At 59.0% G+C, this 21,133-nt stretch carries 17 protein-coding genes; 15 read left to right on the top strand and 2 right to left on the bottom strand.

From position 1 onward, the window contains the following. Nucleotides 1-8 precede the first annotated feature (8 nt). The 14 genes from tssC to ACP7C6_RS00250 are packed head-to-tail and all read left to right on the top strand — an operon-like array spanning nt 9 to nt 17,572. Nucleotides 9-1,484, top strand: coding sequence for a type VI secretion system contractile sheath large subunit (gene tssC, locus ACP7C6_RS00315; protein ID WP_028616513.1), 1,476 nt, complete (start codon nt 9-11; stop codon nt 1,482-1,484). Nucleotides 1,485-1,498: 14 nt separating this feature from the next. Continuing rightward, a complete protein-coding gene (tssE, locus tag ACP7C6_RS00310) occupies nt 1,499-1,897 on the top strand; it encodes a type VI secretion system baseplate subunit TssE (protein ID WP_426108020.1) in 399 nt (132 codons plus the stop codon). Beyond that, entirely contained in the window at nt 1,887-3,674 is a 1,788-nt protein-coding gene (tssF, locus tag ACP7C6_RS00305) for a type VI secretion system baseplate subunit TssF (RefSeq protein ID WP_311892672.1), read from the top strand. The genes tssE and tssF overlap by 11 nt, the downstream gene beginning before the upstream one ends. After that, nucleotides 3,638-4,651, top strand: coding sequence for a type VI secretion system baseplate subunit TssG (tssG, locus tag ACP7C6_RS00300; RefSeq protein ID WP_028616510.1), 1,014 nt, complete (start codon nt 3,638-3,640; stop codon nt 4,649-4,651). Before tssF ends, tssG begins: the two co-directional genes overlap by 37 nt. Before the next feature lie 6 nt (nt 4,652-4,657). Then, on the top strand, nt 4,658-7,090 hold the full coding sequence (locus ACP7C6_RS00295; RefSeq protein ID WP_426108017.1) for an AAA family ATPase: 2,433 nt from the start codon (nt 4,658-4,660) through the stop codon (nt 7,088-7,090). After that, a complete protein-coding gene (locus ACP7C6_RS00290) occupies nt 7,087-8,619 on the top strand; it encodes a sigma-54 interaction domain-containing protein (RefSeq protein ID WP_028616508.1) in 1,533 nt (510 codons plus the stop codon). The genes ACP7C6_RS00295 and ACP7C6_RS00290 overlap by 4 nt, the downstream gene beginning before the upstream one ends. A gap of 42 nt (nt 8,620-8,661) precedes the next feature. After that, nucleotides 8,662-8,793: a hypothetical protein gene (locus ACP7C6_RS00285; RefSeq protein WP_028616507.1), complete on the top strand. Its 132-nt coding sequence runs from the start codon at nt 8,662-8,664 to the stop codon at nt 8,791-8,793. Between the two features lie 16 nt (nt 8,794-8,809). Further along, nucleotides 8,810-9,982, top strand: a complete 1,173-nt coding sequence (tagH, locus tag ACP7C6_RS00280) for a type VI secretion system-associated FHA domain protein TagH (protein WP_426108015.1) — start codon at nt 8,810-8,812, stop codon at nt 9,980-9,982. After that, nucleotides 9,982-10,473: a type VI secretion system lipoprotein TssJ gene (gene tssJ / locus ACP7C6_RS00275; protein ID WP_426108013.1), complete on the top strand. Its 492-nt coding sequence runs from the start codon at nt 9,982-9,984 to the stop codon at nt 10,471-10,473. The genes tagH and tssJ overlap by 1 nt, the downstream gene beginning before the upstream one ends. Nucleotide 10,474: 1 nt before the next feature. Continuing rightward, the gene (gene tssK, locus ACP7C6_RS00270; protein WP_122684768.1) at nt 10,475-11,803 is read left to right on the top strand and encodes a type VI secretion system baseplate subunit TssK; all 1,329 of its coding nucleotides are present in this window, start codon (nt 10,475-10,477) and stop codon (nt 11,801-11,803) included. Nucleotides 11,804-11,808: 5 nt separating this feature from the next. Then, nucleotides 11,809-12,669, top strand: a complete 861-nt coding sequence (gene icmH, locus ACP7C6_RS00265; RefSeq protein WP_122684770.1) for a type IVB secretion system protein IcmH/DotU — start codon at nt 11,809-11,811, stop codon at nt 12,667-12,669. Nucleotides 12,670-12,684: 15 nt separating this feature from the next. After that, complete coding sequence (gene tssM / locus ACP7C6_RS00260) at nt 12,685-16,020, top strand: type VI secretion system membrane subunit TssM (protein ID WP_426108010.1); 3,336 nt, start codon at nt 12,685-12,687, stop codon at nt 16,018-16,020. Next, nucleotides 16,017-16,730: a PP2C family protein-serine/threonine phosphatase gene (locus tag ACP7C6_RS00255; RefSeq protein ID WP_426108008.1), complete on the top strand. Its 714-nt coding sequence runs from the start codon at nt 16,017-16,019 to the stop codon at nt 16,728-16,730. Before tssM ends, ACP7C6_RS00255 begins: the two co-directional genes overlap by 4 nt. Next, nucleotides 16,727-17,572: a serine/threonine-protein kinase gene (locus ACP7C6_RS00250; RefSeq protein ID WP_426108006.1), complete on the top strand. Its 846-nt coding sequence runs from the start codon at nt 16,727-16,729 to the stop codon at nt 17,570-17,572. The genes ACP7C6_RS00255 and ACP7C6_RS00250 overlap by 4 nt, the downstream gene beginning before the upstream one ends. Before the next feature lie 4 nt (nt 17,573-17,576). Here the strand turns inward: ACP7C6_RS00250 and ACP7C6_RS00245 are convergent, their stop codons facing one another. Then, the gene (locus ACP7C6_RS00245; protein WP_311892660.1) at nt 17,577-17,906 is read right to left on the bottom strand and encodes a DUF6388 family protein; all 330 of its coding nucleotides are present in this window, start codon (nt 17,904-17,906) and stop codon (nt 17,577-17,579) included. A gap of 318 nt (nt 17,907-18,224) precedes the next feature. On the opposite strand from ACP7C6_RS00245, the gene ACP7C6_RS00240 reads away from it, so the two are divergent. Beyond that, complete coding sequence (locus tag ACP7C6_RS00240; RefSeq protein WP_028616498.1) at nt 18,225-20,300, top strand: EAL domain-containing protein; 2,076 nt, start codon at nt 18,225-18,227, stop codon at nt 20,298-20,300. Here ACP7C6_RS00240 and ACP7C6_RS00235 read toward each other — a convergent pair. Beyond that, complete coding sequence (locus tag ACP7C6_RS00235) at nt 20,297-21,130, bottom strand: metal-dependent hydrolase (RefSeq protein WP_028616497.1); 834 nt, start codon at nt 21,128-21,130, stop codon at nt 20,297-20,299. The two genes, ACP7C6_RS00240 and ACP7C6_RS00235, sit on opposite strands and share 4 nt — an antisense overlap. Between the last annotated feature and the right edge of the window lie 3 nt (nt 21,131-21,133).

The following is a 21,133-nucleotide window of genomic DNA, read 5'->3' as shown; positions in this document are numbered from 1 at the left end:
CTGAGCTCATGACGACACAACAGCACTCACTGCCTGCACAAACCGCTCATCAATACAGCATTCTCGATAACATCGTTGCCCAGACTCTGCTGAGTGCGGACGACGAGGCCTATGGTATTGCCAAGCGTGGTGTTTCGGCGTTCATCGAAGAGCTGATCAAACCGCAGAACCGAGGCGAGCCCGTCAAGAAACGGCTGGTCGACCGGATGATTGCCGAGATCGACACGAAGCTTAGTCTTCAGATGGATGAGATCCTGCACCACCCGGATTTCCAGGCCTTGGAAGCTTCCTGGAAAGGCCTGCAGTTGTTGGTTGATCGCACCAACTTCCGCGAGAACATCAAGATCGAACTGCTGAACGTCTCTCGGCAAGATCTGCTGGAAGATTTCGAGGACTCACCTGAAGTGATCCAGTCCGGTCTGTACAAACATATCTACAGTGCGGAATACGGTCAGTTTGGTGGTCAGCCGGTGGGCGCAATTATCGCCAATTACTTTCTGTCTCCCAGCGCCCCCGACGTGAAGTTGATGCAGTACGCTTCCAGTGTGGCCTGCATGGCCCATGCGCCTTTTATCGCCGCTGCAGGGCCTGCGTTCTTCGGGTTGGAAAGTTTCACCGGTCTGCCGGATCTCAAAGACCTGAAGGACCATTTCGAAGGCCCTCAATTCGCCAAATGGCAAAGTTTTCGCCAAAGCGAAGATTCACGCTATATCGGCTTGACCGTGCCGCGTTTCCTGCTTCGTACGCCATACGATCCCCTTGAATGCCCGGTCAAGACCTTTGCCTACCAGGAAAACGTGGTCAACAGCCATGAACACTACCTGTGGGGCAATACGGCCTACGCTTTTGCCACACGCCTGACCGATAGTTTCGCGCGGTTTCGCTGGTGTCCGAACATCATCGGCCCGCAAAGCGGTGGTGCGGTGGAAGACTTGCCGTTGCATCACTTCCATAGCATGGGTGAAATCGAAACCAAGATTCCGACTGAAGTCTTGGTTTCCGATCGCCGGGAGTACGAACTGGCGCAAGAGGGATTCATTGCCCTGACGATGCGAAAGGGCAGCGACAACGCAGCGTTTTTTTCCGCCAGTTCGGTCCAGAAGCCAAAACACTTTGGTCTTAGTCCGGAAGGCAAGCAGGCGGAGCTGAATTACCGTCTGGGCACCCAACTGCCCTACATGATGGTGGTGAATCGCCTAGCCCACTATCTCAAGGTCCTGCAGCGTGAGCAATTGGGGTCGTGGAAGGAGCGCACCGACCTGGAGCTGGAACTCAACAAGTGGATTCGACAGTACGTCGCCGATCAGGAAAACCCCAGCGCCGAAGTGCGTGGGCGGCGCCCCTTGCGTGCGGCCCGCATCGTTGTCAGTGATGTCGACGGCGAGCCCGGCTGGTATCGAGTCAACCTGAGTGTGCGCCCGCACTTCAAGTACATGGGGGCGGATTTCACATTGTCCCTGGTCGGCAAGCTCGACAAAGAATGAGCAGAGGCCAGGTAATGCCCAACCACCAGAGTCTTTTCCAGCGCCTTGAGCGCCCGGCTACTCCCGCAAGTGCCGTGACGTCCGTCGCGAGCCACCTGGGAAAAATGCTCAGCATCCGTGCGGGCAGTGTGCAGACGCTGCCCGATTACGGCTTGCCCGACCTCAATGACATGAACCAGAGCCTACATGAGTCATTGTCTCAGTCACGCTTGTTGATCGAGCGATTCATTCGCGCCTACGAGCCGCGCTTGAAGGATGTGCGGGTCAAGACGTTGCCGAGGGACCACGACCCACTGGCCCTGGCCTTCGCCATTGAAGCTACTTTGATGATCAAGGGCACGCAGCGCCCCGTGGTGTTCACCGCTCGGCTATGCGATTCCGGTCGGGTAGAAGTCTTGCCGGATGTCGTTTAATCGTTATTACCAAAGCGAGCTCAGTGCGTTGCGCCAGCTCGGTCGTCAGTTCTCCGAGCGCAATCCTGCGCTTGCTCCCTTTCTCGCAGAGTCGGGTCAAGATCCGGATGTAGAGCGGCTGCTGGAAGGCTTTGCGTTTCTCACGGGTCGCTTGCGCCAGAAGCTCGATGACGAGCTTCCAGAACTGACACATTCGCTGATGCATTTGCTCTGGCCCAACTACATGCGCCCGATGCCCGCGTTCAGCATGCTGCAATTTGATCCGTTGAAACACTCCGGTCCTGACGTGTGGGTGGCGAGGGACACGCCGGTCGAAAGCGCCGCAGTCAATGGCGAGCGGTGCCGTTTTCGGACCTGCTATGCCACGCAGGTTCTACCGCTGCAACTGAGCGCGTTGGAGTACGGCACCCAGGCAGGGCGGGGGAAGTTGAGCCTGCGTCTGGACATGAGCGCCGAAGGTAATTTCAGTGAATGGACCTTCACTCAGTTGCGTCTGCATCTCGCCGGAGATCGCTACATCAGCCAGGAGCTGTACCTGAGCCTGCTGCGTCATCTTGACGGTATCGAGTTGCTACCTTTGGGCCACGATGGCCTGCCGGTCAACGGGGTTAATGGCCAGGCGTTATCACTGCGGCTGGGCGCCGACCAGGTCCAGCCGGTGGGTTTCAGCGAGGAACAGGCGTTGATCCCGTATCCGCAAAATACCTTTCCAGGGTATCGCCACCTGCAGGAGTATTTTGCCTTTCCTGACAAGTACCTGTTTGTCGATGTCGGGGGCTTGGGCGTGCTGCAGGAATTACCTGGCGAATTGCTCAAGCAGGTGCGTGGGGTGATGTTGCGCTTCGAGTTGCGCACGCCATGGCGTGAGTCCCAGCAGCCCACCCTGGAGAACGTCAAACTGTACTGCACCCCTATCGTGAACCTGTTCAAGCATGATGCGGTGCCCATCCGGCTGGACGGCAAGCAGGATGAGTATCTGCTCGTCCCTGGCGAATACTCACGAGAAAACGCGAGTGTATTTTCCGTCGACAGTGTCACAGGGTGGCAACCGGGTGGGCGTGGATACAAGGCTTACGTGCCCTTCGAATCCTTCGAACATGGTGGCGACATCGACCAGGCGGATAGCCCGGTGAGTTATAGCATTCGTCAACGGCCATCGGCACAGCATGCAGGGCTTGAAACCTGGCTTGCGTTTGGTAACGGTCCTGAGTCAGAGCAGCAAACACTGTCGATCGAGTTGACGTGTACCAATCACAACCTACCTCGGCTGTTGCAGCTTGGGGACATAAACCTGCCCTGCGAACAGACGCCAGAGGGGTTGTCGTTTCGGAACATCTGCGCACCGACGGCCAGTTTTTCGCCACCCCTGGATCAGGATTTTCTCTGGCGATTGATCAGCAACCTGTCGCTCAACTATCTGTCGTTGAGCGACATCAACGCCTTGAAGGTAATCCTTCAAACCTATGACTTACCGCGCTACCACGATCGGCAAGCGCAGAAGGTCAGTGAGAGGAAGCTGGGCGCAATGCGATCCGTCAGTCATACGGCGGTCGACCGATTGCAACGGGGCTTGCCGTTTCGGGGGATACGAATTGATCTGAGCATCGACCCCCAAGGCTTTCTGGGGCATGGCGAAGTATTCGTCTTCGCGTCGGTACTCAACGAGTTCTTCGCGCTTTACGCCAGTCTCAACGCCTACCACGAACTAAGAGTCATCAGCACACAAGGAGACGTGTACCTATGGCCACCACGGATGGGGCAGCAGCCCCTGCTTTGACGCGACTGTCCCGGGGCATCCGCGAGTATTCGCTGTTCCAGGCGGTTTTGCAGGTGATCAACCGCTTGCGTGAAGCCCATCCCCTGTCGGATGACGACGCGTTGTATGACTTGTTGGAGTTTCAAGCCAATCCAGGTCTTGGCTTTCCCGGTCACGATATTGACCGGGTGGAGTTTTTCATTGAGCACGGGCAGTTGCGCGCGCGTCTTCGCCTCAACCTTTTGGGCTTGTGTGGCGCGGGGTCGCCCTTGCCGGCGTTTTATGGCGAACAAGCGTGTGCCGACGGAGTGGGTGGCAGTACTACGCGAGAATTTCTGGACGTGTTTCATCACCGTTTGCAACGACTGATGCTACCCATCTGGCGCAAGTACCGTTACCGGGCGCGGTTCCAGGCAGGCGCGCGTGACACGTTATCCGAGCAGATGTTCGCGTTGATCGGCCTGAGCGGCCAGCAGATTCGCAGTGTCGCGCAATTGAACTGCGAGCGGCTGTTGCCTTACTTGGGGTTACTTAGCCTGCGGGCGCATTCGGCAGCCTTGATCGAGACGGTGTTGCGTTACTACTTCAAACACCACCGCTTGTTCATTGAGCAGTGGGTACTGCGTACGGTTGCAATCGCTGACGCACAGCGAAATCGGCTCGGCACCGCGAATAGCGTACTTGGCCGTGACCAGGTATTGGGCAGTCAGGTTGCCGACTGTAGTGGCAAGTTCAGGGTGCATCTGCAGGGCCTGTGTTGGCAGCAATTCCATGGCTTTCTGCCCACTGGGCCCGACTACCCGCTGCTGTGTTCATTGGTGCGCCTCACATCTCGGGATCCATTGGACTATGACGTGCGGCTGGTGCTGGCCAAGGAAGAGATCCGACCGTTGCACATTGGCGAACACAACGTCTGTCGCCTCGGCTGGACCACGTGGCTGGCGCATGACTGCTCCGACGGGGTGGTCATGGTGCCGGGCAACGCTCATGAGGGATGAATCATTATGATAAATGTGGATCTGCAACAACTTATTCAGACATTGACCACCCAGGCCCGTCGGGATTTGGTGCGCGCTGCTGAACGTTGCGTAACGCGCGGCGGCAGAGAAGTACTGGTGGAAGACTTGTTGCTGGCCTTGCTGGAGCATCAAGACGGCCTTCTCGTACGGGCTATGGCAGATGCAGGCATTGAGGTGGGTGAGTTGCAAGCGGCACTGCAGCCCAAGGGGGAGGCGAGCGCATCACGCAACCCGGTGTTTGCCCAATCGCTTGTGCAATGGCTGCAGCAGGCCTTGATGGTTGCCCATCTGGAACTGCGCCAGACTGAAGTCGATCATGGCGCGCTGTTGCTGGCACTGCTGCGTCACCCGCTGCACCATGCGGGGAGTGCCTATCAGGTTTTGTTGAACCGCTTGGATACGCAGCGTTTACTGGGCTTTGTGTCGAGTCAGTCGCCTGGCGCGGATCCTTCGCCGACGAGCGAATCATTGCTGGAGCACTTCACTCACGACCTGACGCGCCAGGCGCTTGAAGGCCGTATCGATCCGGTGGTGTGCCGCGAAGCTGAGATCGGCCAACTGATCGACATTCTCATGCGCCGGCGCAAAAACAACCCAATACTTGTCGGCGAAGCCGGTGTAGGCAAGACGGCCGTTGTCGAAGGCCTCGCGCTGCGCATTGCCACCGAGCAGGTGCCAGCCGTTCTAAAGGATGTGCGGGTGCTGACCCTGGATATGGGGCTGCTCCAGGCTGGAGCCAGCATCAAGGGTGAATTTGAGCGGCGCCTCAAGGGCGTGATCGACGAGGTCAATGCCTCGGCCAAACCGGTGATCCTGTTTATCGATGAGGCGCATACGTTGGTCGGTGCGGGCGCTCCGGCGGGTGGGTCTGATGCGGCTAATCTGCTGAAACCGGCCTTGGCCCGTGGTGAATTGCGCACCATCGCTGCGACCACGTGGTCGGAATACAAGAAGTACTTCGAGAGAGATCCGGCGTTGGCACGGCGCTTTCAGCCTGTACTGGTTGGCGAGCCCAGTGTCGAGCAGGCGGTTTCGATCCTGCGCGGACTGGTCTCGGTATATGAACGCAGCCATGGCGTTTACGTGCGGGACGATGCGGTTGTGGCGGCGGCGCAGATGAGTGCCCGTTATCTGAGCGGGCGCCAGTTGCCCGACAAGGCGGTTGATGTGTTGGACACCGCTTGCGCTCGTTTGCGTACCCGTAGGGAGGCGGCGCCCGAAGAGTTGCAACGCCTCTATGCGGAACAGGCGAAAGGCGTGCGGCAGCATCAGGCAATAGGTCGTGACAGGGATGCAGGGTTTCCCGTGGATGAGCAAATACTCCACGGGTTGAACCTACGCATGGAGGAAATGGAAAGCGAGCGCCAGCTTCTGGAACAGTGCTGGCAGGAGCAACAAACATCGGCGCAGCAGGTATGCCCGCACCTGGTGGCGGAGGTCATCAGTGGCTGGACCGGTATCCCGGTTGAACAGTTGGCATGTGAGCACAGTACACGGGTGCTGGGTTTTGCCGATGCCCTACGCGCGCGCATTCTTGGCCAGGAACAAGCGGTGCAGGCTCTGGACCGCAACCTGCGCGCCGTTGCAGCCGGGCTCAACAAGGCCGAAGGCCCGGTTGGTGTGTTCCTGCTGGTGGGCCCAAGTGGCGTGGGCAAGACCGAGACTGCGCTGGCCCTGGGCGATCTGTTGTATGGCGGTGAGCGTTTTGTCACCACCCTCAACATGTCGGAGTTCCAGGAAAAACATTCACTGTCTCGCTTGATTGGCGCACCGCCCGGTTATGTCGGTTTCGGCGAGGGCGGTGTGCTGACCGAAGCCGTACGTCAACGCCCGTATTCTGTGGTGTTGCTCGACGAGGTCGAGAAGGCCGACCCGGAAGTCTTGAACCTGTTCTATCAGATTTTCGACAAAGGCCTGGCCAATGATGGGGAAGGCCGGGAAATTGACTTTCGCAACACGCTGATCCTGATGACGTCCAACTTGGGCAGCGAGTGCATCGGTGAACTGTGCGCAGACGGCGCGCGACCTGAAGTGCCAGTGCTGCAAGAGGCGATCCGTCCGTTGCTGCGCGACCACTTCAAACCCGCATTGCTGGCTCGCATGCGCGTCGTGCCGTATTACCCGGTGACGGGTGAGGCTCTGCATGACTTGACGAGACTCAAGCTGGAACGCTTGGGTCAACGGTTGCATCTGCGCAAGCTGGCGTTCAGCTATACGCCCGAGCTGGTTGCACACATGGCCAAGCGTTGCGCCCATAGCGATAGCGGCGCTCGCTACCTTGACCAATGGATCGAACTCCATTTGTTGCCGCAGGTGGTGGATCGCTTGCTGGCGGCGATGGCTCAAGACGAACCCTTGGCGCATGTGCATGCGTACCTGACGGAGAATGGTTCTCCCCTCTGTGAGTTCAGCCAATGAGGGAGAGCCGACCCACCCAGGAGCCCCAATCACAGGCATACCTCGACGCGTTGCTAGGCTGGTTCGTTCGTTTGGGTGCCGATGGCGACGAAATCACCTTGCCCGGGCTCTGTGTTGCGGCTGTGGCGCAGTTGAGCCAATGCGAACTCAGTCAGTGGTACTGGCGCGATGAGTCCACTGGCCGACTCGAACTGATTGCCCAGCATTTGCTCGGAGTGTTTTGTTCCGGCGATCCAGTCGGAACCAAGGACTTTCAGCATGAGCAGGTGTTGCACTATGTACTCAGCCATAAAACGGCTCTTAGCCTGGAGGACCTCGCCGGCAGCGTGTACGAGTGCGGGTTTCTGCCAGCACTGGAGACTCCCTGGGAAGCGCTGTCGTGTGTGCCGCTGTTCAACCGCGACAAGGCCATCAACGGCGTGTTGCTGCTTGCCAGCCAATGCCGGAGAAATTTGCACGACTACTCCCTCTCTTTGAGCCAGCTGGGAAGTTTTGCCTTGATGCAGCGGACTCTACTGAAGAGTCAGTGTTCCACAGGAAGTATCGCCCTTTTGAATGACCGTAAACCGGCCCCTCGAGCGGAGTTTGGGCTGATCGGCAGCAGTACGGCGATGGATCAGACGTACCGCCTGATCGGTAAGGTCATGCAGACGCCTTACACCGTATTGCTGCGCGGCGAGACGGGGACAGGCAAAGAGGTGGTGGCACGGGCTATCCATTCTGCAGGTCCGCGCAAAAGCAAAGCGTTCGTGGTGCAAAACTGTGCGGCGTTTCCCGAAGGATTGCTGGAAAGCGAGTTGTTCGGCTATCGCAAAGGGGCTTTCACGGGAGCTGAACGCAACCATGTGGGGCTGTTTGACGCGGCGCATGGAGGCACGCTGCTCTTGGACGAAATCGGCGATATGCCGCTGTCGCTGCAGGCCAAGTTACTGCGGGTCCTGCAGGAAGGCGAAGTTCGCCCGCTGGGCGCTACTGCGGCACACAAGGTTGACGTGCGCATCATTGCTGCGACACATCGTGACCTCTGCGCGATGGTAGCCCAAGGCAGTTTCCGCGAAGACCTCTATTACAGGCTGGCGCAATTCCCCATCGAACTGCCGCCCTTGCGCGAGCGTGACGGCGATGTGTTGCTGTTGGCGCGGGATTTTTCGCAACAAGCTTCCATTGCACTTGGACGTGTGCCGGTGTCGTGGTCCAGCGCGGCCCTTGACCAACTGTCGAGCTACGCCTTCCCCGGCAATGTTCGTGAGCTCAAATGCCTGGTGGAGCGTGCGGTACTGCTCTGCGATGACGGGGTGATCCTGCCGGTGCATCTTTCCTTGCCTGCGCCACCAGCCAATGACTCCGTCGATGCGACGTTGCGCCAACGTCTGGAGCGGGTAGAGCGGGTGTTCCTGATCGATTGTCTGCACAAGAACCGTGGTAATCGCACCCGAACTGCGCGTGAGCTGGGTGTCGCCCGCCGCACTCTGCTCTATCGCCTGGCGCGCCTGAAGATTCCCGTTGGCGATGTCCGTGAGGAAGGCTGAATGGAAGAAGTGTGGGCACCTGATTTTCATGGGAGATACCTGATGTTTTTTCATCCGTGGCAAGCCCTGGTGCTTGTGCTGTGTTTGTTGAGCGGCTGTAACGCCAATTATGTCTTTGATGATGCCGACTACCGTCCGTTGGGTGACCCCCAGGCGACACGTCGTGGGCAGTGAGCAGGAGAGCTCTGCCATGCAATTAGTGTTTGAAGTCTGCAGTGGCGTGAATAGTGAACCGCTGGCGCGCAAGGCGTTTGATGGTGTTGGCGGTGTGATCGGCCGTGGGACGGGTTGTGACTGGATCATCCCCGATACCCACCGCCTGATCTCCAGTCATCACGCCTTGGTCAGTTATCGAGAAGGCCACTACTACCTGACGGATATCAGCAGCAACGGCATCAGTGTCTCAGGCAGCATGGAACGCCTGGACAAAGGGCAGGCGCGGTTGATCACTGAGGGTGAAGTGTACCAACTGGGACGGTTGGAAATTCGTGCCCGGTTGGTGGCAAATGAACGGCGGTCGTTTGCTGGGGATGATGTGATTCCAGACGACGCGTTCCTCGGGCTTGACCCTGTTGACGCGCTGGATCGCGAGCAAATGCGTGTCAGCTCATCGGCAGAATTGGACGGCCTGGATACGTCAACGCAGGTGACTTTCCAATCGCACATTCAAGGGCCTGTGGATCGCGATCATCTGATCGTACCGACATGGGCTGAACCCGACAGGAAAGAGATACCTCCCGAACCCGCCATGGCCTTGCCTGCTGCCTCGCAAGTGTTCTGGCCGCAGTTTGCGCAAGCATTGGGTGTGCAAGTGGATACGCTTGATACGCCAGGCCGCGAAGCCCTCGCGATCAAGGTGGCCGGGCTGTTCAGACAAGTCATCGAAGGGCTGCAGCAAAACCTACGAACCCGCGATGAGCTGAACAGCGAGATCAACATTGCATTGACCCCCCCAGTGTCAAACATCCTCAACCCGCTGAAAGCTTGCGCCGACAGCCAGGCTGCCATGGCGTCACTGCTGGGGGCTGGTGCCCCGGGAGAGCTCGCTGCCGAGCAAGCCGTCGCCCAGGCCTGTCGAGACCTGCAAGTTCATCAAGTGGCCATGACCGTGGCTTGTCGGACCGCGGTGCGGGGTGCATTGGCAGCCTTTGCGCCGGGGCATTTGTTGCTGTGCTTCGAGCGCGAGGGCAAGCCACCCAGGTTTTTCACCGAGGCAGCTTATTGGCGGGCATACCAACGCCACTATCGACGATTGGTTGACGAAGATCCCTTGGGCCATCAGTGGTCGCGTAATGATTTTTCCAGTGCCTATGAGGAGCAGGTACGCCTGATTTGCGCCCTGAATGTGGGGTGCCCAGGATGATGTTCGCGTGCCGAGTTGCGGCCCTATCACTGCTGTCAGCACTGTGCCTGTTGGCCGGATGTAGCAGCCTTTCACCTTTTTCGACCCTGACCAAACTGGACTTGACGTTGATCGCAGGTGACGAAGTCAACCCCGACCTGCACGGTCGCCCCTCTCCCGTGGTGGTGCAACTGATTGAACTACGGCACCCCGTGGCCTTTGAAAATGCCGATTTTTTCAGCCTCTACGACCGCGCCGAACAGACACTCTCCAAGGATTGGGTCAGCAGCGAGGAGTTGGAATTGCGGCCTGGTGAACGGCAGGCACTCAAGCTCAGTGTCCAGCCGCATAGCCGCTATGTCGGCGTACTGGCGGCGTATCGCGACTTGCCTCATGTGCAATGGCGGCTCCTGCTGCCGGTAGTCCCGGGGCAATTTACGCGTGCCGACATTGTGTTGGACCAGACGGGGCTACGGATGGCAACCCCTCAGACAGACAGGACGGAGAATTGAGATGCAGGTCCATAACGTTATCTGGCAAGAGGGCATGCTGTTGCGGCCCCAGCACTTGCAACACAATGACCGCTACTACCATCGACAGCTCAACCGAACTCGGTTGCTGAGCAGTGATGCGTGGGGGTTCCTGACCCTGGACATCGATATGCAGTACCTCAACCTGGGCAAGGTCGTTGTCAACCAGGCCAGCGGAGTATTGCCGGACGGCAGCTTGTTTGAGTTGAGCGGCGCGATGGAGCCTTTGGTGTTGCAGGTGCCTGCCAATGCGGGCAGGCAAGCTGTTTATCTGGCGTTGCCGCTGGCGACCGAGAATCAGGTTGAGGTGCGCAGGAAGGAGCAAAGCGATGTGCTGGCACGCTACGTCGCCTGTGAATCGGAAATCGGCGACTCCAACGCCGGCGTTGATTCTCGTTGCCAGATCAACTGTGCACACCCGGACTTTCGGCTGATGCTGGGCGATGGGCCCAGTGATGCGTTCTACGTGAAGCTCCAGGTCGCCCAAGTGCAAGATTCGACTCGCGAGGATGGCGTAAGCCTGGATGCGGACTTTGTGCCGACGTTCATCTATCTCCAGAGCGCCGGATATGTGCCGTCATGCATCAAGGAGGTGATCAGTCTGCTGGCGACGCGTGGCGATGCGATTGCAACGCGAATCCAGGGGAGTGGTGCCTCGACAGGAGCACAGGTCGGCGACTTTCTGATGCTGCAACTGATCAATCGTGCCGAGTTGGTCCTGCGTCACTACCTGGTGCAGGCTCAAGTGCGTCCGGAGCTGCTGTATCGGGAGTTGCTCTCGATCCTCGGCGAACTGTCGACGTTCGCCAACGACAACAAGCGCGCACAACTTGCCGTGCACTACCGGCATGGCGATCAGGGGGCGAGCTTTCGTGGGCTGATGGAGGGGCTTCGCGCTGTATTGTCGTCGGTGCTGGAACAACATGCCATCGAGTTGGCGTTGCAAAAGCGGCAATACGGGGTGCTGGTTTGCCCGGTCAGTGATCTCAAGTTGCTCGGCACCGCCACCTTCATTTTGGCCGCCACCGCCCAATGTGATTCGGAAGAGCTTCGCCATCGTTTGCCGGCGCATCTCAAGATCGGCCCCGTAGAACGCATCCGCGAGCTGGTGAACCTGCACCTGGCCGGTATCAAGGTCCAGCCGCTGCCGGTCGCGCCGCGGCAGATTCCGTATCACGCCGCCAAGACCTATTTCATGCTCGAACTCAGTCCTCGCGACATCGCGCAGTTGGAGCAGTCGGGTGGTTTTGCCTTCCACGCGAGCGGCGAATTCGCGGAGCTAGAACTCAACTTCTGGGCTATCAGGAACTGAATACCATGACGAAGGGCAGTGAATACCCGCAGGATGAAAAAACCGTACTACTTGACCGTGATGGGCTCGGGCCGGCGCTGGGACCCGTTACAGACTTCCCATCGCCGCCACGCTTCGCGCAGTTGGAAGATCGGATGATCTACGCCGCCAACCTCCCGGGGCAGCGTTTCAAAATGGGCACCAACATGCTGTTGGCAGCGGGCTGGGAGCTCTTGTCGCAGATTGCCCAGCTCAAGGCCAGCCCCGCTCGGGAAAGCTTGCAAGCGCTCAATGACCAGCTCTCATCGTCCATCAGCGCATTTGAGGCCCATGCCTTGCACTTGGGGGCAGAGAGCAGCCAGGTGATGTCGGCGCGTTATGTGCTGTGCAGTGTCATCGACGAGGCGGTAGTCACCACGCCTTGGGGCAGTTGCAGCGATTGGTCGAAGAAGAGCCTGTTGAGCCGCTTTCACAACGAAACCTTCGGTGGTGAAAAGTTTTTCCAGTTGCTGGAGCGATTGTCCCGCGATCCCGTCAAGCATATTGCCATGCTGGAGCTTATGTACCTGTGCCTGTCGTTGGGATTCGAAGGCAAATACCGCGTCATGGAGCGGGGAAGGGGGCAACTGGAAACGATCCAAGATGCTGTTTACCGCCAGGTCAGGCATGTGCGAGGTGACCGGGTGCCGCTATCCATCACTCCCGAGAGAGGGAAAGTTCCTCGGGTACGAATACGGATTGTCTCCGTCATGTGGGTCGTTATTTGTGTGCTGGCTTGTTTACTGGTGATGTATTCGGGGTTTGCCTGGGTGCTGAACCAGGAGCGCGAGGCGGCGCTGCAACCTCTTCAACCTCTGGTGTCAGGCTTGTCTCGGACACCCTCGTAACGCTGGGAGCAATGGATGAACGCATTCTTCAAAGGAGTGGGTACGGTGCTGCGCAAAAGTTGGGTACACAGCTTGCTCCTAGTGCTGTCCAGTGCGCTGCTGGTGTGGTTTTTCGGGCCCTTGCTGGCGGTGGATGACTACCGTTTCTGGCAAAGTCCGACGTCCCGTTTGCTGACCATCAGCGGGTTTCTATTGCTGTGGGGGCTGGCGATGGTCGTGGTGGGCGCGCGTCGTACCGTGTGGTTGAATCAGCCAGCAGAGCATGAGCGTCATCAGCGGCAGGCACTGATCAACGATGAAATACGACAGGTGCGGGAGCGCTTCAAGGAGGCGCTGCAGGCGTTGAAAACCTCACGACGCTACGGTGAGCGCAGCGAGCGTTGGCGAGAGGAGTTGCCCTGGTATCTATTGATTGGCGAGCAAGGCAGCGGCAAGACCAGCCTGCTGGCGGCCAGCGGCTTGCCGTCTGCACTGGACTCCCCTGAAACGGCGCCACAGGGGGCCACGTCTTGGTGTGAGTGGTATTTTGCCGAAGAAGCCGTACTGGTCGAGGCCGCGGGCCGTTATCTGGGCCAGCCGGACTCTTCAGTGGATGAAGCGGGATGGTCGACCCTACTCGACATGCTCAAGCGGCGGCGTAGGTCGCGGCCACTCAATGGCGTAGTCGTCACGTTGTCAGTCGACACACTTTCAAGCAGCAATGAGCACGACCTGGAACGTCATGCCCGCCATGTGCGTACCCGCTTGCAGGATATCCAGCAAACACTGCACGTGGATGTACCAGTGTATTTGGTGTTGACCCAGTCTGACCGGTTGGCCGGGTTTTCCGAGTTTTTTGATGCTCAGCAGGGCGATGATGCAGAACAGGTCCTGGGAGGGTATCTGGGTACCGACCTCGTCCAAGTGAGAGCAGTGTTCGAGAGCTTGCTGCAACGCCTGGGTGGGGAGTTGATTCCGCGCTTGCATCACGAGCGAAATGTCGAGCGTCGAGGGCGCATGCTTGATTTTCCCCGGCAGGTCGCACGCATTGGTGACTGTCTATGCCTGTTTATCGAGGCGGCGTTTTCTGTCAATCGCTATCAGCCTATCAATGCCCTGCGAGGTTTCTATCTGACGTGTGCGAAGACCGTCGATGTACGTCCCCATTTTGTACAGGGGCTGTTTAAGCGCGTGATTTTTGCCGAGGCCGACCTGGCCGGGCTGCTTGATCCGGAACGGCAGCGCATACGCCGACGCCACGGATTGATGGCGCTGGCAGCGACTGTGGTTATCGGGGCTGTGGGGGGAGTGTGGGCGCACAGTTACGCGTTCAACCATCAGCGCCTAGTGCAATTACGGGGACTGATCAACACCCAGCCCGCCCTGCCGCGAGGGGCGGATGAGAGCCATGCTTTGCTGGCGCTGCTGGACAGTCGACTGGCGGCAACCCAAGTGTTTTCGCCGCAGGCCGAAGCACGGTGGATCGATCGGGCCGGCTTGTATCAGGGGGCGCTGAGTAGGCCGCCACTGGCTGCAGCTTATGAACACGCCCTGCAGCAGCAGTTTTTGCAGTACGTGACCACCCTGCTCGAAAGGCGAGTGCGAGGCAGCCTGGGTGACCGCGAACACTTGCTGGATAGCCTGCGTGCCTACCTGATGCTCAATCTGCGTGGGCGGCTTGATAAGGGCTGGCTGGCAGAGTATGTGTCTGGCCAGTGGTCGGGAGACTCTTCGGCGAATAAGCGCTTGAATGAACACTTTTTACGCCTCCTCGAACAACCGTTTCAGGCGCCATTGAATGAAGAGTTGGTCGCCCAGGCTCGCTTGGTATTACGCGGTGAGTCACTGATGGAGGTGGTCTACAGGGCGCTGCGGGAGCAAGCGCGAAACCTGGAGCCTTATCGCCTGGCCGAAGGTCCGGCGTTTACCAGAGGCGAGCCGCCTATACCGGGGTTTTATACCAAGAAATACCTACTGCTGTTCGAACAGCAGGGTACTCAGATGGTCAATGCCATTGCTCAGGACAATTGGGTACTTGGAGAGGGTACTGACCTGAGTGTAATGGATCTACGCAGGCTGATGCTGGCGCTGGAACAGCGCTATTTCAGTGAGTACGCCGACGCCTGGAGCGACGCTCTCGGTCGGATCAAGCTGCGGGAAAGTGGCAGCCTGCAACAAGGCGCTGAACAGCTTGCAAGCCTTACATCGGCTCAATCGGCTTTGGTGCAGTTGTTGCAGCAGGTGCGCGAAAACACTCGCTTAGTGTCGGCTTCCGATCGACTTGAAACGGAAGTCCAGCAAGTCGGCGAGCTGGGCACGGTGACTTCCAGGGACCTGACCCGAGCAGTGTTACCTGATAATGCCCGGCGTGCCTTGCAACGCCGTTTCGAGCCCTTGCATCAATTGCTCGACGAACAGCAGAACCCAAGGGGCGAGTTGACGCAGGCATTGCGCTTGCTGGATGAGCTGCAATTGCAATTGTCGACAGTGAGCCGGGACAGCTCACCGGAGCAGGCAGCGTTCAAAATGGCCAGGCAACGGATGGATGGACAGCAGCCGCTGCTGGGCAACTTGCGTGACACGGCGGCTCGCTTTCCGCAGCCGCTCAAAGGGTGGTTCGAAGGCATTGCCGACCAAAGCTGGCGCCAACTGCTCGATGGCGCCTACGGGTTTGTAAATCAGCACTATCAAAACGAAGTCTATGGCTTCTATGCGAAAGCCATTCAGCGTCGTTACCCATTCGATGCGCATGCGGGCAGTGACGTTGCCCTAGGCGACTTCCAGGCGTTTTTCAAGCCTCGGGGTGCTATGGCGCGCTTTTATGAGAGCTACCTGCGGCCGTTCGTCACCGTCGAGGGCAACCGCTATCGCCTGCGGGGGATAGAAGGGCGCAGTCTGCCGATGTCGCGTTTGTTACTGGAACAGCTGACCAAGGCCCAGATCATTCGCCAAGGTTTTTTTACCGAGGATCAGGGAGATTGGGCCGTACGGTTCACGCTGGCGCCCTACAGCCTGGACCAGGCCGTCAGCCGGGCGACGCTGCGGGTGGGTGATCAGCAGTTGGAATACCGCCACGGCCCGATCGTGTCGATGGCGTTCCATTGGCCGAGTGAAGCGGAGAATGGTCGCAGCAGCCTGGTGCTGGAGCGCGGTGCCGAGCGGCCATTGGGCATTGAGAAAGACCGTGGCGCCTGGTCGATGTTCCGGTTTTTCGACCTGATGCAAAGCGAGCCCGCGAGCGGCAGGGATGCGCAGGTTCTCAAGGCTGACCTAGCTGGCCTGCGGGCCAATTACCTGCTCACCAGTCAACGCGACCCAAGCCCATTCCATATGGCGACGTGGCGCACCTTCCGCCTGCCGGAGCAATTGTGAGCGGTGCGCAGTCATGGCAGAGTGCCGGGCGCACGGCGCAAGGCAAGAGCCGTGCACGCAACGAGGATGCCTTCCTCGATTGCCCGCAACGGGGTTGTTGGGCGGTGGCGGATGGTATGGGCGGGCATCATGCCGGAAATGTAGCCAGCCAACGGGTGGTTCGCAGCCTTGCTGCACTGCCAGGCCAAGGCGATTTCGACCAACGGATCGAGGCCGTTCGACGGTGCCTACGGGGTCTCGACAGCCAGTTACAACCCGCCGATGGCGTGGCGGGCATCATGGGCAGTACCGTGGTGGTGCTGTTATTGGCACATGATCGCGCCGCCTGTATCTGGGCCGGGGATAGCCGATGCTACCTGTGGCGAGGGCAGCGGCTGTATCAACTGTCGCGGGACCACTCCTTGCAGCAGCAACTGATAGACACGCAACAGTTGAGCCCGGAACTCGCCCAGGCTCATCCTGGCGCAAGAGCCTTGACCCGCGCGGTGGGTGCCAGGCAGCCATTGAGCCTTGAGATACTGGAACTGCGTTCCCAGCCCGGTGACGTGTTTTTGTTGTGCAGCGACGGTCTGTACCAGGGGCTCAGTCACCGGGAATTGGGGAGTGCCATGAGCGCGAGCACGCCACGGCAGGCGGTGGATCGGTTGTTCAGCAGTGTGCTGCTGGGGCCGGCACGGGATGATCTGACCGCCGTGGTGGTCCGGCCATGAGCGCGGCGGCAGGCCCGCCGAAAGTGCTGGCCGGGCGCTATCAGCTTGAGCGAATCCTCGGTGCCGGGGGAATGGGTGTGGTTTATCGCGCGCGGGACTTGCTGCATGAAGCGTTCGGCGAGCCAGACTGTCGCGTGGCGCTGAAATTGTTAAGCGAGACCCTATCCGCGTCCACTGACGCGCATGTGCTGCTCTACAGCGAATTCGCCCTGACCCGAAGCCTGCGACATGACCATGTGGTACGTGCATTTTCTTTCGAGGTAGACACGGCGCACCAAGTGGCGTTCTTCACCATGGAACTGATGCCCGGCCTGACGCTCGACCGAGTGCTTCCGGAATGTCCTCAGGGATTGCCGTGGCAGGAGTTACAGCCCATGGCCCTGCAACTGCTGGATGCACTGGCCTACACCCATCGGCAAGGTGTCCTGCATGGCGATGTGAAACCGGCGAATATCATGGTCGGGGAGCAGGGGGTACGCCTGTTCGATTTTGGCTTGGGTCACGCGCAAGCCCAGGCGGAGGCTGGATTACCAGGTTTGAGCCGCAACCGGCTGAATGCCTGGACTCCCGCCTATGCAGCGCCGGAGCTGATGGCAGGCGGGTTGCCGTCGGCGAGCGCCGACTTGTATGGGGCGGCCCGAGTGCTCTACGAAATGGCAGAGGGACGGCGGCCCGTAGAGCGTCAACGTAATCAACGATTGCCGCGGCCCAGGCAACTGCCCAGGCAGTACTGGCCTTTGTTATGTTCAGCACTGGCCATGGACCCTGAGCAGCGAACCGTCAATGTTGCCGAGCTGTGCGAGGGGTTGGCAGCCCGTCGGTGCCTATGGTTCATGGGCTAGTGCGTCAACCGACCAAATCATGCATCCGACAGTACTCGTCCCAGCTCAACCCCGCCATCTGTGCCACTTCCTTGTGTACTTCAATGCGTTGGGTTTCAAAGGCTTCGGGCGACTCGGCGGTCAGTTTCAGGGTCAACTCCCAGGCAAACAGGCCCTGGCGTTCGGCCTCTGCTTCGAAGGCCTCGTGCAGCCGTTCGGCGCGGTACTGCTCCAGGGTTTCGCCCTTGGCTTGTGCGGCGAGCGGGTTCAGGGTGTCGAGTTCTGCAGCGACATCGGGGTGTTCGTTGACGAACCTGTTCAATGCCAACTGGTGGTTATCGCCGGGTGGTGACAAGGACTTACTCCATTCGATGGCCGGGCTTTGGATATGGCGGGCGCGTTTGCCTAGCCGGCGGTGGGTCATTGCAAGTATGAGGTTGAGTAAAAACAATAACAGGTAGGCTATCCGCGCCGCAGCAGATTTGGTCAGTGGTCCACGTAAGAAAATTCAATTATTTAGAGAATCTAAAGAATTGTCTGTCATCCATTACGGAAAAAACACCTGGATGAATGGCAAAAGGCTTTCGCTCATCGTGCCAGGACGTGTAGCGTTAACCCCGTATTTCCGGCCCTGCCTTCCAGGGACAGAGGGCGATGGGCAGAGGGATGGGTCATGGCGCAAACGCTGTTCAAGCTTTTCTTCACCCAACGTCTGGCTGCCTTGGCCAGCACTGAGTCTCTTCGAGCGATTCGCGAAGGTTTGTTGTGGATCCTGCCATGCCTGTTGGTGTCGGCAAGCTTCCTGATCCTGTCTGAATGCGCGCGGGTGCTGGGTTTCGATGCGCAAGTGGTGGCGTTCCTCGCTGGCTTGCATAACCAGATCAGCTCCGTGATCCCGCTGCTGGTCGCTGCGTCCATCGGTTACATGCTGGCAATCCAGCATCGTCTGCCACAACTGCCGGTAGCGTTCCTGTGCCTGGCCCATGTGGTGGTGGCGACGTTTATCCTGCGTGAATACCCCCGGGCTTCAGCCACCTTCGTCCTGTTTATCGCGATTGCCTCGCCGCTGTTGAATGTGCCGGCAATTGCCTGGCTGCACCGTTATCGCTGGACTCGGTTGGTCAATGAGGACTTGGTAGGGCACAACCTGCGGGGCACGATCAATATGGTGGTGCCTGGCGCGATCACCGCGCTGGCGTTGGTGATGGTGCTGTCCGTGTTGTTGCAGGTGCCTTATGTGGCGCAGTTGCAGGGACCACAAGTACTTGATGCCTTGCAATCGCCTTACGGTAGCGGCCTGTTTGTGACCCTGATGAATTCGCTGCTGTGGTTCTTCGGCATCCACGGTGTCTATGCCATGCAGCCGCTGTTCGATGTGCTGGACCAGGCGGTGGTGCTGAACAATGCCGCGGCGGCGGCGGGCGAGCCGCTCAAATACCTGTTGAACAGCGGCCTGCTGGGCAGCTTTGCGTTTATTGGCGGTTCGGGCGGAGCGCTATGCCTGTTGCTGGCGATCTTGCTGTTCTCCAAGAGCCAGTCCATGCGCTTGTTGGCGGTGGCAAGTCTGCCGCTGTCGCTGTTCAACGTCAGTGAGGTGCTGTTGTTCGGTTTGCCGATCATCCTCAATCCGCGCTTGTTCATTCCCTTTCTGATTGTGCCTGCGTTGAACGCCATGGTGGCGTTGACGGTGGTGCAGATGGGTTGGGTCTCGCCGGCGGTGGTCAGCGTTCCGTTTACGGCGCCTGTGCTGCTCAATGCCTACCTGAGCACGCACGGCGACCTCGCGGCAGTGGCGTTGCAACTGACGCTGCTGGGTCTCGGCACGTTGGTGTATGCGCCGTATGTGCACGCGATCCATCGCCAGACCACTGAAGGTGGCACGGTGTACCTCAAGTCCCTGGACATGACCTTTCGAGGTCTTGAAGAAAAGGGCCGGCTGCGTGAGCTGGACCCCGTGCTTGCGTCTCACAAGGCCCTGGCGCGCCAGGCCAATGAACTGAGCCGCATCCAGCAAATCAGCGACTACGAGTTCTACCTCGAATTCCAGCCACAGGTCTCGACCCGTACCGGCCTGTGCACCGGTTGTGAGGCGCTGATGCGTGCCCGCGATGCCCAAGGCAAGGTGCATTCGCCCTGGGAGTTCCTGCAGTGGCTGGCCCAGGCGCGGTTGATGCCGGACGTGGATGTGTGGGTCGCGTCCCAGGCGGTGCGCCAATACCAGAAGTGGCAGAAGCTCGGCTTTGCCTTGCCGATGACCATCAATATTTCCAGCGCGACCTTGACCGACGCCGCCTACGGTGAGCGCCTCGTAGAAATCCTGGCCCAGGCCCACGGGCAAGTCTCGGTGGAAATCACCGAAGACGCGCTGGTCAGCGATATCCAAGCCACGCGCCAGACTATCCAGAAGCTGCAAGCCATCGGCGCCAAGGTCTATATCGATGACTTCGGTACCGGGTTTTCGGCCTTGAGTTACCTGCATCAGTTTCCGGTGGATTTCATCAAGATCGATCGTAGTTTCGTGGTGGCCCAGCACGATCCCAAGGGCGCTCAGGTCATGACCGGCATGTTGCGCTTCTGTGAGGCGCTGAACCTGGGCGTGGTGGTGGAAGGCGTGGAGACCGCCGAGCAGTTGGCCTTCCTGAACACCGGCGCCGAGTTGATCATTCAGGGCTGGTATTTCAGCAAGGCACTGCCGGGCGATCAGTTGGAAGGTTTTGTGCGTGAGCGCGCTGCCTTGGCGCGAGCCTAATACACGCGTTGGGTCTGCTCGATCTCCTCGACCAGGGCGTCAATCCCGGCCAGGCGCGCACGGTTGTCGTGATCCCAGGGGTGAAAGCCGGGTTTAAAGTAATGCAGCCACGGCACCAGCATCCGTGGGAACACGCCCCTGGGGCCATACAGAAATTTCAGCATGCGCCAGAAGCCTTTCAGATGCCCGCCAGACTTCCGGTCAGCGATCAGCAGGCGCAGGTGAAAATCGAACACCACCAGCCAGAACAACACCGTGGTGGTGAGCATGGTCCCGGTACGCAGCAAATAGCGCATGGGGCCGGGCTTGATTACGGTGTTCCAGACATCGAAGGCCACTGCTTTGTGTTCGGTTTCCTCCAGGGCATGCCAGTACCACATCTGTTGGTAGCCCTTGAGTGAGTCACCGAAGCGAGACGGATCGCTCAGCAGGATTTCGGCCAGCATCGCGGTGTAGTGTTCCAAGGCAATGGTCACGGCCAGGTTGAAAGACGCCGGCATGTGTTTTTTCTGCCAATCGAGGATGAACTTCAATCGGCGGTCCAAGGTATGCGCCGGCAACCCGGCCGCTTGCAGCAAGTCGTTGTAGGCCACGTGTTCGCGGCTGTGCATGGCTTCCTGGCCGATAAACCCCTGGACCTCTTTTTTTAGCTCAGGGTCATCAATACGCTGGCGGTAGTGACGCACGCTGTCCATGAAAAACAGTTCGCCCTGGGGAAATAGGAGCGACAGCGCATTGAAGAAGTGCGTGATGAACGGACCCTGTTCATGCCAGTCCTTGATGTGCTCGGCGGGCAGGGCGAAACGGATGTCACGGCGGATCGGCAACATAAT

It is taken from the genome of Pseudomonas sp. TWR1-1-4 (assembly GCF_049897165.1).
In the GTDB taxonomy this organism is placed as follows: Bacteria; Pseudomonadota; Gammaproteobacteria; order Pseudomonadales; family Pseudomonadaceae; genus Aquipseudomonas; species Aquipseudomonas canadensis.
Note: the sequence above shows the minus strand (reverse complement) of the source record. Positions and strands in the feature narration are given on the sequence as shown.